Genomic DNA, 13,823 nt, shown 5'->3' with positions numbered 1-13,823 from the left:
CCCATCGCGTTGTATTAATCTTCTAAGTTTTCTACATCAATGCGATTTGCTTTATCAAGCACTGACGCTTTTGCACGAATCTTAGCTTCAAGTTTGTCGACAAGATCATCATTGTCGAAGCGCTCTTTCTGACGCTTACCGTCTTCGTAGAAGGCACTCTTACGTGCACTACCGGCTAAACCTAAGTGAGACACTTCAGCTTCACCAGGGCCGTTAACCACACAACCGATGATTGATACATCCATTGGAGTAATAACGTCTTCTAAGCGCTCTTCAAGAGCATTAACGGTGTTAATAACATCGAACTCTTGACGAGAACAGCTCGGGCACGCAATGAAGTTGATGCCACGCGAGCGAATGCGCAAAGATTTAAGAATATCAAAGCCGACTTTGATCTCTTCAACAGGATCAGCCGCGAGCGAAATACGCAAAGTATCGCCGATACCTTCAGAAAGAAGCATACCCAAACCGACAGCTGATTTCACAGAACCCGCACGCGCACCACCCGCTTCGGTAATACCAAGGTGCAAAGGTTGATCAATCTGCTTAGCAAGCAAACGGTATGAGCCGACTGCAAGGAATACATCAGAAGCCTTAACGCTGACTTTGAATTGATCAAAGTTCAGGCGGTCTAGGATATCAACGTGACGCATTGCCGATTCAACAAGCGCTTCTGCTGTAGGCTCTGTATATTTCTCTTGGATCTCTTTTTCAAGAGAACCGCCGTTAACACCAATACGAATCGGGATATTCATATCACGAGCACAATCCACAACAGAGCGAATGCGGCTTTCGTTACCGATGTTACCTGGGTTGATTCGCAGACAGTCAACACCGTACTCTGCCACTTTAAGGGCAATACGGTAGTCGAAGTGAATGTCAGCCACCAAAGGAACAGAAACCTGCTGCTTGATTAGCTTAAATGCTTCAGCGGCATCCATAGTCGGTACAGATACGCGAACGATATCAGCGCCAACTTTTTCCAAAGCTCTAATTTGAGCAACGGTCGCAGCTACATCAGTTGTTCTTGTGTTGGTCATGGATTGCACAGCAATTGGTGCACCATCACCGATCGGCACATCACCCACATAAATACGGGTTGATTTGCGACGAATAATAGGAGATTCGTGTTGCATATAAACTCTAAGGTAAGGTTATTCTAGCTACTTTGCCTGAAGTATACCCAGAAAGGTCAACGGGTTCACTTGCAAATGTCATTGATACGCCCTCTGGCGCACCTAGAATCACTTTGTATGGCGCAGTTCCTGAAAGATTGAGTGTCTGACCTGCTTTTTTGATACCAGTAGACAAAGTCTTGCCTGCCGCATCTTTAACTTGGATCCAACAGTCTGCAGAAAACTGCATCACTAGTTCGTTGGCTACAGGTTCAGGCGTCACTGTCTCTGATCCAGCCGCTACAGGGGTAACCTCTGCAACGTCTTTTGTCTCTTCTACTTGCTCGACATTCTCTGAGGCTTCAGCAGCACTCACTACAGTAAGAAGGTCATCAGAATTTTCAGTAACAGGAGATGTCTCTGTGTTTTGCTCAGCTTCAATCACTTCTAACGAAGTCAACTCAGGATCTAGCGACTCTTCTATCACTAGCTCTTCCGAGCTTTCAGTATTCACTAGAGATTGAGATAGGGTGTCTTGTTGTTGGTTCTGCCACCACCAAAGTGATGAGATACCCGCAATTACCGCAAAAATGCTCCAAGTAAGGATCATAATACGGCTGTTGTGCTTCTCGGTTTTTGTCTTACGAGAAAAGCTCAGCATTTCTTGTTCTTGATGTTGAGCATCACCGGCATGATGAAGCGCACTCAATACGACCTTTTCGTCAAGATTGACGTATTTCGCGTATGAGCGAATGTAGCCACGCATAAACGTAGCCACTTGATCTGATTCAAACTGGTTTTCTTCAATTTGCTGAATAAGCGTAACGCGCAACTTCAGGCGATCAGAGATCTGCTTTTGTGTTAAACCCAGAGATTCTCGTTTATTTTTAAGCAGCGTTCCCGCCTCAATTGCTGGAGCGACGGTTTTATTCGTTTGTGTTTGTGTTTCGTGTTCTGTGTTCATAGAGAGTGAACTTCTAAAGTATTATCGCAGGTTGATGAGAGCATTTTTTATTTTCGTTTAAGCTCAATCTTACAACCTACTATGTGGAATTTTTCCTGCAACCCAGTTCATCAACCCTTAAAGTAGAAAACCACACGCTGTTGGTGAGCGATTTTCTCAGGAAGCTAGTTTATCAAGTAGCCAACCTAAATAGACACATTGACGATTATCGGGTAACAAGCGAGCACTTAAATTAATTTAAGATTATTTAATCATAAGCTAATGCCATTACAAGGCAAAAACACTTTCGACAAAATTTACCGTCAGCTCATGGTTTTGTCCAAAATTTAACGAAAAATGTAAGAAAGCGTGGGGAAAAAATCCAATTCTTGGAAATTCACCACCCAGAAAAGCAACAAGCCAGAAGGAATCCTTCTGGCTTGTTTCGTTCTAAATGGTATTTAAACCGCTTTTACTTGAATCACATCACCTGCGATTAAGTTAGCTTCAGAGGCGGCTTTCAGCATTTTAGTACGCTTGGTTCTATCAATAACATCACCAACCAGCTGACCACATGCGGCATCAATATCATCACCACGTGTTTTACGAACCGTTACTGTGTAGTTGTATTCCATCAGCGTTTTTTGGAAGCGATCAATACGAGAGTTGCTTGGCTTCTTGTAAGGCGAACCCGGATAAGGGTTGAATGGAATCAAGTTGATCTTACAAGGCGTATCTTTCATTAGCTCAGCAAGTTCACGAGCGTGGTCCATATCGTCATTCACATGATCCAATAGAACGTACTCAACCGTTACTTTACCGCGGTTAGCATTTGAAGAAGCAATGTAGCGACGAACCGATGCTAGGAAATCTTGGATATCCCAACGGTCGTTGATTGGCATGATTTGACTACGTAGTGCATCGTTTGGTGCGTGTAGAGAAATCGCCAGAGCTACATCGATGTTGTCTGTCATCTGATCAAGACCAGAAACAACACCAGATGTTGATACTGTCACACGACGCTTAGACAGAGAGAAACCCAGATCATCAAGCATCAGCTCTAATGATGGAATTAGGTTCTTCATGTTCAATAGAGGCTCACCCATACCCATCATTACGACGTTAGTAATTGGACGACGACCCGTTTCTTTCTCTAAACCGATTTCACGTGCGGCACGCCAGATTTGACCAACAATCTCTGAAACTTTCAGGTTACGGTTGAAGCCTTGTTGAGCCGTAGAGCAGAATTTACATTCAAGCGCACAGCCGACTTGCGAAGATACACATAGCGTCGCACGGTCACCATCTGGGATGTATACCGTTTCAACGTCTTGGTCACCAACGCTCATCGCCCATTTAATGGTGCCATCCGCAGAGTGTTGAGCTTCAGAAACGATAGGTGCAACAATCTCACAGCGATGCAGCAGTTTCTCGCGTAATTTTTTGTTGATGTTGTTCATTTGTTCGAAGTCATCGACACCGAAGTGATAAATCCACTTCATCACTTGCTCTGCTCGAAACGCTTTCTCATTCAGTTCTTCTGTGAAAAATTTACGAAGACCTTTACGATCAAAATCGAGTAGATTGACTTTAGCTGTGGTCATGATGCCTCTCAATGACGGAACAATAATTAAGGGCGCGAATTGTACAGCCTTTACGCAACTTCAACAAGCACTGTAAAACCTTGTGTTTACTAAGACATTCAAACTTAAGTGATTAAAGTTTACACAATCAAACTTACCTGCTTAAGTTTGGCCAATTCAAAGCGAAATTCCCGATTACACTCCTCCGTCGCTTTCGGGAATGACGTAAACAATCCCCAACAGCTCGCCAATATTTACCACGAGATTGTGGCTCCAAAGTTCCCCGTCATTCCAGAACCGAGGAACGAGGTATCTGGAATCTCCGACAGCACACTGAGACTCCCACCACTTTCCTCGTCACTACCGAAATGACGCTTGAATCCATCAGAAATAAAAAAGGCTTCACCGAAGTGAAGCCTTTATTGAGACTTGCTGTTGTCTGCTTATTCAGCTGGACGCGGGCAAATTTCAGATTCTGGGAAGAAGAATTCGATTTCGCGAGCCGCAGACTCAGGGCTATCGCTGCCGTGTACTGAGTTGTAACGCATGCTGATTGCGTAATCAGCACGGATAGTGCCGCATGCCGCTTCTTCTGGATTAGTTTTACCCATTAGTTCACGGTAACGAGCGATCGCATTTTCGCCTTCAAGTACTTGAACCATGATAGGACCAGAAGTCATGAACTCTTTTAGTGGTCCAAAGAACTCTTTACCTTCATGTTCTGCATAGAAGCCACTTGCTTGCGCTTCTGTAAGAGAAACCATTTTAGCGGCAATAATCTGTAGGCCAGCTTTTTCAATGCGGTGGTAGATTTCACCGACAAGGTTACGCTTAACTGCATCCGGCTTAACAATTGAGAACGTTCTTTCTAGAGCCATAGGGATTCCTTCACTTCATTTTTTTGTTATTAAATACTGAAATTACTAAGATCATTCGATCTGAGTTTATGAATAAGCGGTATCGAAATACCGCTCACTCTTATTATTATTTTGCTTGGTCGATAAGAAGACGAGCCAGTGTACGAACACCCATACCAGTCGCGCCTGCAGCCCACTTATCACTTGATGACTTGCGGTAAGTACCCGCGCAATCCATGTGAATCCATCCTTTTTTGTAGTCATCTACAAAGTAAGACAGGAACGCAGCAGCGGTACTTGCACCCGGTGTGTAATCACCAGAGCTGATGTTTGAAAGATCAGCAAAGTTTGAAGGCAACATACCACGGTGGAAATCAGCAAGAGGCAATGGCCATAGACCTTCTTTCTCTTGGTTCGCAGCCGTTAGTGCTTGATGAGACAACTCATCATCAAAGCTCAATAATGCGTGATAGTCGTTACCTAATGCATTTTTAGCCGCTCCTGTTAGCGTTGCACAGTCGATGATCAGCTCTGGGTTCTGAGCGCTTGCGAACATCAGGCCATCAGCTAAAACTAAACGACCTTCCGCATCGGTATTCATGATCTCGACAGTCTTACCATTTTTGTAAGTAATGATGTCACCAAGCTTCAATGCACGACCAGAGATCATGTTCTCTGCACAACATAGGATAAGCTTGATACGCTTGTTCAGGCCGCGTTCAATCGCTAGACCTAAACCACCGGTAATAGTCGCTGCGCCACCCATGTCAGCTTTCATTGCTGTCATGAATTGACCTGGCTTGATGCTGTAACCGCCGGAGTCGAAAGTGATACCTTTACCCACAAGACAAGCAAACACGGGTGCGTTTTCATCGCCAGTTGGGTTGAAGTCCAGTTGAAGCATTGCTGAAGTACGTTCAGAGCCGCGACCTACCGCGTAGATGCCTTCCCAACCTTCAGTTAGGAGGTCTTTGTCTTTAACGATTTTTGCTTTAACAGTGCCTGCTGGTGCCACTGACTTGATGTATTCAGCTGCCATTGTCGCTAATTGACGAGGGGCAACTTCTTCAGCCGTTTTGTTGATGATGTCACGCGTCCAATCTGTCGCGCGGATACGTGCTTCTAATTCAACTTGATCTGCTTCAGCTAGAGCATCCCACTCCAATGCATTCTTTTTCTTTGGTCCACGGTAGCCTTGGTAAAAAGCCCAAACACTTTCTAGATCCCAACCTTCACCGCTAAGTGCAACCAATGCGATACCTTGTCCGTCAAGCGTACGACCAGCACGTTGAACCGCACCTAAATCGTGGCCTTCACCAATGTGAATAGTCGCTCCCGCTTCCGAAAACGATAAGATAGCTCTTGCTCCCCACTGAGGCTGGGCAGCTTCTTGACTTAAAAATACTGACATCTGTGTAGACATGATTTCTCCTTGTCTTTGAACCACGTTGAGTGAGTGATTCTGATTATTTTTTATTAGCGCTCTGATGTTAGCATTATGTAGAAGTAAAATGTCATTTTGATAAAAAAACGGACCATAAGGTCCGCTTTTTTTAGTAAGAATTGTTAACTTGGCTGTGTTTATATTGGATAAATTCCAACCAACGACCAAATTATAGAACAAGAGGGTTAGTCCATCTCATCCATCCAGCATAAAATAATGGCCTCTAGAATTTTCTCATTCGAGTGATTCGGCTCATCATCAAAATCTTCAAGATCTAACACCCATTGATGTAAGTCCGTAAAACGTACGGTTTTAGGATCAGTCTCAGGGTATAAATCACATAGCTCAATCGCAATATCTCGCGAATCAATCCATTTCAAGCTCATAACACTTCCTTATCTTTATCAGCGACGATTTGTCATCTTAATGATTTATATTTTATGCCAGTTTTACTAACACGTTTAGTCGAGCTGAGTTCTTAGTGCTCTTCAGAAGCTAAGTTCAGTGTGTACTTTGGAATTTCAACTACAAGGTCAGTATCAGCTACTTTAGCTTGGCAACCAAGACGAGATTCCATTTCCAGACCCCATGCTTTATCAAGCATATCGTCTTCTAGGTCATCACTTTCTTCTAATGAATCGAAACCTTCACGAATCACGACGTGACATGTAGTACATGCACACGATTTCTCACATGCGTGTTCAATACCAATACCGGCCTTCAATGCAACATCAAGAACCGTCTCACCAGTTTTTGCTTCTAAAACAGCGCCTTCTGGACATAGATCTTCGTGAGGTAAAACAATAATCTTTGGCATGTTTATCTATTCTCTAACTATTAAATATTATCGACTGACTGACCTGACAGTGCAGCTCGAATTGATTTATCCATACGACGAGAAGCAAAGTCTTGGCTCGCTTTGTCGGTATTCTTAATTTCTAGTTCGATGGCATCAGCACTTTCGCCATTACGCACTTCAATCAGTGCTTCAATAGCTTGCAGAAGGTGCTGTTTTTCTTGCTCATCAAGCAGCTCATCGCCATCAGCTTGCATTGCTGCAATAAGACCTTCGATAACACGATCTGCTTCTACACGTTGCTCAGCTAGAGCACGCGCTTGCATGTCTTCTTTAGCAAACGTCATCGAATCTTTCAGCATATTCGCCACTTCATTATCGCTTAAGCCGTAAGACGGTTTAACCTGAATTTCAGCTTGAATACCTGTGCTCTTCTCCATAGCAGTCACCGATAGCAGGCCATCCGCGTCTACTTGGTAAGTCACACGAATATGCGCTGCGCCAGCTGCCATTGGTGGAATGCCTTTTAGGGCAAAACGAGCCAATGAACGACAATCATCAACCATCTCACGTTCACCTTGCACGGTGTGTACTGTCATTGCAGTTTGACCGTCTTTGAACGTGGTAAATTCTTGTGCGCGAGCAACAGGGATCGTCGTATTGCGTGGAATGATCTTTTCGACCAAGCCACCCATCGTTTCGATACCTAGGGAAAGAGGAATGACATCAAGCAGCAGCATTTCAGAGTCAGGCTTGTTACCGACTAAAATATCCGCTTGTATAGAAGCGCCAATCGCAACCACTTCATCGGGGTTAATGCTGGTTAATGGCGTACGACCAAAAAAGTCACCTACCATTTCGCGTACAAGCAATGTACGAGTTGAACCGCCGACCATCACAACTTCTAGAACATCATCCGCGTCAACTTCAGCATCTTTCAATGCACGACGGCATGAGAGCAATGTTTTCTTCACAAGCGGCTTGATGATCTCTTCAAACTCTTCACGAGTTAATGAACCAGCCCACCCCAACACTTCAACATTAACGCTTTCAGCTTCAGACAAGCCAATCTTCGCTTCTGTTGCTGCATCTAGAAGAATACGATTCTGTTCTGCGGTGAGCTCTGATAAGCCCATTTGCTCTTGGAAATGTTCTGCGATCAAGTGGTCAAAGTCGTCTCCGCCTAATGCAGAGTCGCCACCAGTTGCTAATACTTCAAAGACACCTTTAGACAGGCGTAAGATAGAGATATCAAAAGTGCCACCGCCAAGGTCATAAACTGCAATCACCCCTTCTTTACCTGAATCCAAACCGTAAGCAATCGCTGCCGCAGTAGGTTCATTAAGAAGACGTAACACGTGAAGACCAGCAAGTTGAGCCGCGTCTTTTGTACCAGCACGCTGTGCATCATCAAAATACGCAGGAACCGTAATCACGGCGCCAGATAGTTCACCGCCTAGCGTAGACTCAGCGCGTTGGCCAAGCGCTCGTAGAATATCAGCAGAAACCTGAATTGGGTTCTTGTTGCCTTGTTCTGTACGGATCACAGGTAGACCATTATCACTTTCTTCAAACTGATATGGCAGAGACGGGTATCGCTGTTGAATATCCGACAGTGAGCGACCGATTAATCGCTTAACTGAGATAATGGTATTTTTAGGGTCAGTCTGCGCATTAGCACGAGCTTCATCGCCAGTCGTATAAGATTCCGACTGGTAGTGAACAACGGAAGGTAAAATGCTTCGACCTTGTTGATCAACGAGTGTGCTCGCCTCGCCACTGCGTACTGCAGCAACCAACGAGTTTGTTGTACCTAAATCAATACCCACAGCAAGCTTGTGCTGGTGAGGAGCGGCGCTTTGCCCTGGTTCTGCAATCTGAAGTAGTGCCATGGATGTGTCCTTGTTATACAAACTAGCCGATCAAACGATCTTCAACTAATTCGATTTCATTCTTTAATTTTGCAATAAACTTAAGCTTTCTTACTCGATCTGCAGCTTCTAGCCAAGCTTCGCTTTCGAGTTCTTGTTGGATAGCACTTAATTGTTGTTTATACATTTTGCTAACCTTGCCTTCAAATGCAAATAGCGCATCTTCAGGATCAGAACTGTCTGCGATATCTTCCAGCTCTTCACGCAGTTCCATTTGCTCCATCAGGAACATAGGATCTTGCATGGTTTGTTGTTCGCCACGAATGTCTTCTCCGTGTTGAACCAACAGGTATTCCGCTCGGCTGATTGGATTCTTCAATACCTGGTACGCATCGTTGATTTGTGCCGCTTTTTGCACGGCTAATAAGCGGTCACGCTCAGAAGCTATCGCAAATTTATCAGGATGGAATTGGCGTTGCAGATCTCTAAACTGAGAAGAAAGAAGGCTACCATCCAGTTGAAACTGAAGTGGTAGCCCAAATAATTCGAAATGATTCATGTAAAGGTGGTCCTAAGTTTAGGCTCTTTGTTCAGAGCCTAATTTTATTCTTCGCTTACAACGCTTAACGATTCAAGCGTTTAAACATTGAAGCTCTCACCACAACCACATTCGCCTTTCGCGTTCGGGTTGTTGAATTCAAAACCTTCGTTTAGGCCTTCTTTTACATAATCAAGCTCAGTACCGTCTAGGTATACTAGGCTCTTTGGATCAATGATGACCTTAACACCTGAGTGCTCAAACACTTCGTCTTCTTCGTTAAGCTCGTCAACGAATTCCAGTACATACGCCATACCCGAACAGCCAGTAGTTTTTACTGCTAAGCGTAACCCGAGACCTTTACCACGGTTATCTAGGAAAGCTTGAACTCGGCTTGCTGCCGTATCTGTCATGGTGATGGCCATACTACAACCTTGTGTTTTATATAAATTGAGAACTCAGGTGGGAGCACAAAGGGTGCTCCCAAATATTACTTATTTTGTCGACGTAATTACGGTATTGAAGCGATTAGTGCTTCTTTTTGTAATCCGCAACAGCTGCTTTGATTGCATCTTCAGCAAGAATTGAACAGTGAACTTTCACTGGTGGCAACTCAAGCTCTTCTGCGATTTCAGAGTTTTTAATAGCAGCAGCTTCATCAATACTTTTACCTTTAACCCACTCTGTAACCAGTGAGCTAGAAGCGATTGCGCTGCCGCAACCGTAAGTCTTGAATTTTGCGTCTTCAATAATACCTTCTGCAGATACTTTGATTTGCAGTTTCATTACGTCACCACAAGCCGGTGCGCCAACCATGCCGCTACCTACACTTGGGTCTTCTTTATCAAACGAACCTACGTTACGTGGGTTTTCGTAGTGATCAATTACTTTTTCGCTATATGCCATGATAGTTACCTCGAGTCCTCTATTTCCGTGAGATTAGTGATGAGCCCACTCAACAGTGTTCAAATCAATCCCTTCTTTATACATATCCCATAGAGGAGACATGTCGCGTAATTTGTTTACCGCTACACGGATTTGTGCAATCGCGTAGTCGATTTCTTCTTCCGTTGTGAAACGGCCGAATGAGAAACGTACTGAGCTGTGTGCCAGTTCATCGTTTAGACCAAGAGCACGTAGAACGTATGAAGGCTCTAGGCTTGCTGATGTACATGCAGAACCCGATGATACTGCTAGGTCTTTTAGAGACATAAGCAGAGACTCACCTTCAACGAAAGCGAAACTCACGTTTAGGTTGTGTGGTACACGTTGGTCTAAGTCGCCGTTTACGGTTACTGCTTCTAGATCTTGAACACCTTTCAATAGGCGCTCACGAAGTGCTAGTGCGTGATCGTAATCTTTCTGCATGTCTTGCTTAGCGATAGCAAACGCTTCGCCCATACCCACGATTTGGTGAGTAGCAAGAGTACCAGAACGGAAACCACGTTCATGACCGCCACCGTGCATTTGCGCTTCAAGGCGAATACGTGGCTTACGACGAACGTACAAAGCACCGATGCCTTTAGGGCCGTATGCTTTGTGTGCAGACATAGAGATAAGATCAACTTTCATCTCTTTTACGTCTAGTGGGATTTTACCCGCAGACTGCGCCGCATCAACGTGGAAGATGATCTTGCGTGCACGACATAATTCGCCGATTGCACCGATATCTTGGATTACACCAATCTCGTTGTTTACGTGCATGATAGAAACTAGAACAGTATCTTCACGCATTGCAGCTTGTAGCTTGTCTAGATCAATGATGCCGTTTGCTTCTGGCTCAAGGTATGTAACCTCAAAACCTTCGCGCTCTAGTTGGCGACATGGATCAAGAACCGCTTTGTGTTCTGTTTTGCACGTGATTACGTGCTTACCTTTCTTCTCGTAAAAGTGCGCTGCACCTTTGATAGCAAGGTTATCTGACTCTGTAGCTCCTGACGTGAAAACAATCTCACGTGGGTCTGCATTTAGTAGATCGGCAATTTGCTCACGAGCATTATCTACTGATTCTTCTGCCTGCCAGCCATAACGGTGTGAACGAGACGCAGGGTTACCGAAGTTACCATCCATCGTCATACACTGAACCATCTTTTCAGCAACACGTGGATCGACTGGGCATGTAGCTGAATAGTCAAAGTAAATAGGCAGTTTCATTTTCTACTCCAATGTAAAAACTGACCGCTAAGAGCGGGCATTAACACCGTGAGGTGCTGCACTAATCGTTGTAGTGCTCGTATTTTTTTGTGCAAAACCATTATTAACCGCAAGATCAATATCTTGACGATCAGAAATCTGTAAAACTTCGTTATCTTTCATTAGCTCACCGAGCGTAATGTCATTTAAGAAGCTGCTAATACGGGAGCTTAAATCACGCCATAAAGTGTGAGTTAAACAACGACTACCACCTTGGCAGTCTGCTCTACCGTGACACTTAGTTGCATCGACTGATTCGTCAACTGCAGCAATCACAGTTCCGACAGCGATGTCGCCCGCTTCAGCACCTAGGCGGTAACCACCACCAGGACCACGAACACTAGCAACCAAGCCAGCTTTACGTAACTTAGAAAATAGCTGTTCTAAGTAAGATAACGAAATACCCTGTCGCTCTGAAATGTCAGCCAGAGGAACTGGGCTTTTTTGCGAATGCAGTGCTACATCTAGCATAGCTGTTACCGCATATCTTCCTTTAGATGTAAGTTTCATATCACACCGTATCCACATTGTTTATGTGGTTGGAATTTTCCCATACCCGACTAAATTGGTCAAGTATTTAGTTGACTATTTTAGTCAGGTATTCACCCCTACCTATTGCATGGGCTTTATTTGTCTTTATTACTCTTCTCAATAGAGGTCAAAATACCGCGTAGAGTATTGATCTCTTGCAGTTCTGGACGAGCTCGGCTGAATAGGCGACGTAGCTTGTTCATCACCTGACCTGGCTTGTCCTTAGAGATAAATTGGGTATCGATGATCACTTTTTCAAGGTGTTCGTAGAACATTTCTAGTTCTTCGTGACGAGGATAGTCATCTTGTTGCTGCGGCTGATATTGGCTAGCAACCATATCAAGGTGCGCCACACGAACTTCATAGCTTAGCGTTTGTACCGCCATTGCTAGGTTCAGTGAACTGTATTCAGGGTTCGCAGGGATACACACATGGTAATGACACTTTTGCAGTTCATCATTTGTTAGACCAGTACGTTCACGGCCGAAGACTAATGCTACAGGGTGTTTTTGACCTTCAACTGCAAACTTTTCACCACATTCACGCGGCTCAAGCATTGGCCATTCAAGCGTACGTGAACGCGCACTCGAACCTACCACCAAACCACAGTCTTTTACTGCTTCATCCAGTGTAGAAACAATCGTCGCATTTTCTGCGATGTCACCTGCACCCGCTGCCAGTGCTAAGGTCTGCTCGTCAACTTCACATTGAGGGTCGACAAGAACCAATTGACTCAAACCCATCACTTTCATTGCGCGAGCTGCTGATCCGATATTTCCCGAATGAGACGTACCAACCAGAACGACTTTTACATTGTCTAACATGCTATATGACACCACTTTAAAAATAATCGCGAGATATTAACACATAGCTAAGTAAAATGGTCAGACCCTTCTCGTAATGTGAATTCAAGAGTTCAAAAAACAACCACTTCCCTTTTGCAAAAAATTTGGTATACTCGCCGCCGCTTTAAACTGTTCTTTAACATCTTGTGGGAAAAACCTATGCATCCAATGCTAAACATTGCGATACGCGCTGCGCGTAAAGCTGGCAACCATATTGCTAAATCTCTAGAAACAACTGATAAGATCGAAACGTCTCTAAAAGGTAACAACGATTACGTTACTAACATTGCTCAAGAAGCTGAGTACATGATTATTGAGACAATCAAATCATCTTACCCAGAGCACAGCATTATTTCTGAAGAGTCAGGCCTAACTGAAGGTAAAGACTCTGACGTACAATGGATCGTTGACCCACTAGATGGCACCAACAACTTTGTAAAAGGTTTCCCTCACTTCTCAGTATCTATCGCTGTTCGCATGAACGGTCGTACAGAAGTTGCTTGTGTTTATGATCCAATGCTAAACGAGCTATTCACAGCTCAACGTGGCGCTGGCGCACAACTTAACAACGCTCGTATGCGTGTTACTCAACTTAAAGACCTTCAAGGTACTGTTCTTGCTACTGGTTTTCCGTTCAAGCAAAAACAACACTCTGAATCTTTCATGAAAATCATCACTGGTCTATTCGTTGACTGTGCTGACTTCCGTCGTACTGGCTCTCCAGCTCTTGACCTATGTTACCTAGCGGCTGGCCGTGTTGACGGTTACCTAGAACTAGGCCTTAAGCCATGGGATCTAGCAGCTGGCGATCTAATCGCTCGTGAAGCTGGTGCTATCATGACTGACTTTGCTGGCGGTACTGATTACATGACTTCTGGTAATGTTGTTGCTTCAAGCGCACGTGGTGTTAAGTCTATTCTTAAGCACGTTCGTGAGAACTCTAACGAAGGTATGCTGAAGTAATTCAGACCTTGCGTTAATGCTCTTTGGTTAAGAGCAAAAAGATTTTCAAAGCCTCGCGATTGCGGGGCTTTTTTGTATCTGCTATTCCAAGATACGAGATACGAGATACGAGATACGAGATACGAGATACGAGATACGAGATAC

The 13,823-nt window shown here is 44.3% G+C and carries 15 protein-coding genes; 1 reads left to right on the top strand and 14 read right to left on the bottom strand.

Translation table 11 applies throughout. The features are described 5' to 3' along the window. Positions 1 to 14 precede the first annotated feature (14 nt). The 14 genes from ispG to trmJ form a co-directional block, all read right to left on the bottom strand. Positions 15 to 1,136 carry a flavodoxin-dependent (E)-4-hydroxy-3-methylbut-2-enyl-diphosphate synthase gene (gene ispG / locus OW495_RS16955; protein ID WP_009848294.1) on the bottom strand — a complete coding sequence of 374 codons (1,122 nt, stop codon included), beginning with the start codon at positions 1,134 to 1,136 and terminating at the stop codon, positions 15 to 17. Between the two features lie 7 nt (positions 1,137 to 1,143). Beyond that, positions 1,144 to 2,079 (bottom strand): cytoskeleton protein RodZ, encoded by a 936-nt coding sequence (gene rodZ, locus OW495_RS16950; RefSeq protein ID WP_102514050.1) that lies wholly within the window; start codon positions 2,077 to 2,079, stop codon positions 1,144 to 1,146. Positions 2,080 to 2,519: 440 nt separating this feature from the next. Then, on the bottom strand, positions 2,520 to 3,662 hold the full coding sequence (locus OW495_RS16945) for a bifunctional tRNA (adenosine(37)-C2)-methyltransferase TrmG/ribosomal RNA large subunit methyltransferase RlmN (RefSeq protein WP_009848292.1): 1,143 nt from the start codon (positions 3,660 to 3,662) through the stop codon (positions 2,520 to 2,522). Between the two features lie 422 nt (positions 3,663 to 4,084). Further along, positions 4,085 to 4,519: a nucleoside-diphosphate kinase gene (gene ndk / locus OW495_RS16940; RefSeq protein ID WP_004735101.1), complete on the bottom strand. Its 435-nt coding sequence runs from the start codon at positions 4,517 to 4,519 to the stop codon at positions 4,085 to 4,087. A 106-nt stretch (positions 4,520 to 4,625) separates the two neighbouring features. Beyond that, a complete protein-coding gene (gene pepB, locus OW495_RS16935) occupies positions 4,626 to 5,921 on the bottom strand; it encodes an aminopeptidase PepB (RefSeq protein ID WP_017098071.1) in 1,296 nt (431 codons plus the stop codon). 206 nt (positions 5,922 to 6,127) lie between these two features. Then, complete coding sequence (iscX, locus tag OW495_RS16930; protein WP_017098072.1) at positions 6,128 to 6,328, bottom strand: Fe-S cluster assembly protein IscX; 201 nt, start codon at positions 6,326 to 6,328, stop codon at positions 6,128 to 6,130. Between the two features lie 92 nt (positions 6,329 to 6,420). After that, a complete protein-coding gene (fdx, locus tag OW495_RS16925) occupies positions 6,421 to 6,759 on the bottom strand; it encodes an ISC system 2Fe-2S type ferredoxin (RefSeq protein WP_004735098.1) in 339 nt (112 codons plus the stop codon). 20 nt (positions 6,760 to 6,779) lie between these two features. Further along, positions 6,780 to 8,630 (bottom strand): Fe-S protein assembly chaperone HscA, encoded by a 1,851-nt coding sequence (gene hscA, locus OW495_RS16920; protein WP_289887525.1) that lies wholly within the window; start codon positions 8,628 to 8,630, stop codon positions 6,780 to 6,782. A gap of 22 nt (positions 8,631 to 8,652) precedes the next feature. Continuing rightward, on the bottom strand, positions 8,653 to 9,168 hold the full coding sequence (hscB, locus tag OW495_RS16915; protein WP_009848288.1) for a co-chaperone HscB: 516 nt from the start codon (positions 9,166 to 9,168) through the stop codon (positions 8,653 to 8,655). Between the two features lie 80 nt (positions 9,169 to 9,248). Continuing rightward, entirely contained in the window at positions 9,249 to 9,572 is a 324-nt protein-coding gene (iscA, locus tag OW495_RS16910; protein WP_004735095.1) for an iron-sulfur cluster assembly protein IscA, read from the bottom strand. A gap of 103 nt (positions 9,573 to 9,675) precedes the next feature. Next, positions 9,676 to 10,053 carry a Fe-S cluster assembly scaffold IscU gene (iscU, locus tag OW495_RS16905; protein WP_004735094.1) on the bottom strand — a complete coding sequence of 126 codons (378 nt, stop codon included), beginning with the start codon at positions 10,051 to 10,053 and terminating at the stop codon, positions 9,676 to 9,678. A 33-nt stretch (positions 10,054 to 10,086) separates the two neighbouring features. Then, positions 10,087 to 11,301 carry an IscS subfamily cysteine desulfurase gene (locus OW495_RS16900; RefSeq protein ID WP_009848287.1) on the bottom strand — a complete coding sequence of 405 codons (1,215 nt, stop codon included), beginning with the start codon at positions 11,299 to 11,301 and terminating at the stop codon, positions 10,087 to 10,089. 27 nt (positions 11,302 to 11,328) lie between these two features. Continuing rightward, positions 11,329 to 11,850, bottom strand: coding sequence for a Fe-S cluster assembly transcriptional regulator IscR (iscR, locus tag OW495_RS16895; protein WP_017110474.1), 522 nt, complete (start codon positions 11,848 to 11,850; stop codon positions 11,329 to 11,331). 116 nt (positions 11,851 to 11,966) lie between these two features. Further along, positions 11,967 to 12,695, bottom strand: coding sequence for a tRNA (cytosine(32)/uridine(32)-2'-O)-methyltransferase TrmJ (gene trmJ / locus OW495_RS16890; protein ID WP_017110475.1), 729 nt, complete (start codon positions 12,693 to 12,695; stop codon positions 11,967 to 11,969). Between the two features lie 180 nt (positions 12,696 to 12,875). Here trmJ and suhB point away from each other — a divergent pair, with 180 nt between their 5' ends. Then, complete coding sequence (gene suhB / locus OW495_RS16885) at positions 12,876 to 13,679, top strand: inositol-1-monophosphatase (RefSeq protein WP_065105027.1); 804 nt, start codon at positions 12,876 to 12,878, stop codon at positions 13,677 to 13,679. Positions 13,680 to 13,823 lie beyond the last annotated feature (144 nt).

This window comes from Vibrio sp. 14N.309.X.WAT.E.F5, from assembly GCF_030397615.1.
GTDB lineage: Bacteria > Pseudomonadota > Gammaproteobacteria > Enterobacterales > Vibrionaceae > Vibrio > Vibrio lentus.
This window is presented reverse-complemented; position numbering and strand designations above follow the sequence as displayed.

Excerpts from the sequence above, each read along its gene's own strand:
- ispG (WP_009848294.1), bottom strand. The coding sequence starts at position 1,136 with ATGCAACACGAATCTCCTATTATTCGTCGCAAATCAACCCGTATTTAT.
- rodZ (WP_102514050.1), bottom strand. The coding sequence starts at position 2,079 with ATGAACACAGAACACGAAACACAAACACAAACGAATAAAACCGTCGCT.
- OW495_RS16945 (WP_009848292.1), bottom strand. The coding sequence starts at position 3,662 with ATGACCACAGCTAAAGTCAATCTACTCGATTTTGATCGTAAAGGTCTT.
- ndk (WP_004735101.1), bottom strand. The coding sequence starts at position 4,519 with ATGGCTCTAGAAAGAACGTTCTCAATTGTTAAGCCGGATGCAGTTAAG.
- pepB (WP_017098071.1), bottom strand. The coding sequence starts at position 5,921 with ATGTCTACACAGATGTCAGTATTTTTAAGTCAAGAAGCTGCCCAGCCT.
- iscX (WP_017098072.1), bottom strand. The coding sequence starts at position 6,328 with ATGAGCTTGAAATGGATTGATTCGCGAGATATTGCGATTGAGCTATGT.
- fdx (WP_004735098.1), bottom strand. The coding sequence starts at position 6,759 with ATGCCAAAGATTATTGTTTTACCTCACGAAGATCTATGTCCAGAAGGC.
- hscA (WP_289887525.1), bottom strand. The coding sequence starts at position 8,630 with ATGGCACTACTTCAGATTGCAGAACCAGGGCAAAGCGCCGCTCCTCAC.
- hscB (WP_009848288.1), bottom strand. The coding sequence starts at position 9,168 with ATGAATCATTTCGAATTATTTGGGCTACCACTTCAGTTTCAACTGGAT.
- iscA (WP_004735095.1), bottom strand. The coding sequence starts at position 9,572 with ATGGCCATCACCATGACAGATACGGCAGCAAGCCGAGTTCAAGCTTTC.
- iscU (WP_004735094.1), bottom strand. The coding sequence starts at position 10,053 with ATGGCATATAGCGAAAAAGTAATTGATCACTACGAAAACCCACGTAAC.
- OW495_RS16900 (WP_009848287.1), bottom strand. The coding sequence starts at position 11,301 with ATGAAACTGCCTATTTACTTTGACTATTCAGCTACATGCCCAGTCGAT.
- iscR (WP_017110474.1), bottom strand. The coding sequence starts at position 11,850 with ATGAAACTTACATCTAAAGGAAGATATGCGGTAACAGCTATGCTAGAT.
- trmJ (WP_017110475.1), bottom strand. The coding sequence starts at position 12,695 with ATGTTAGACAATGTAAAAGTCGTTCTGGTTGGTACGTCTCATTCGGGA.
- suhB (WP_065105027.1), top strand. The coding sequence starts at position 12,876 with ATGCATCCAATGCTAAACATTGCGATACGCGCTGCGCGTAAAGCTGGC.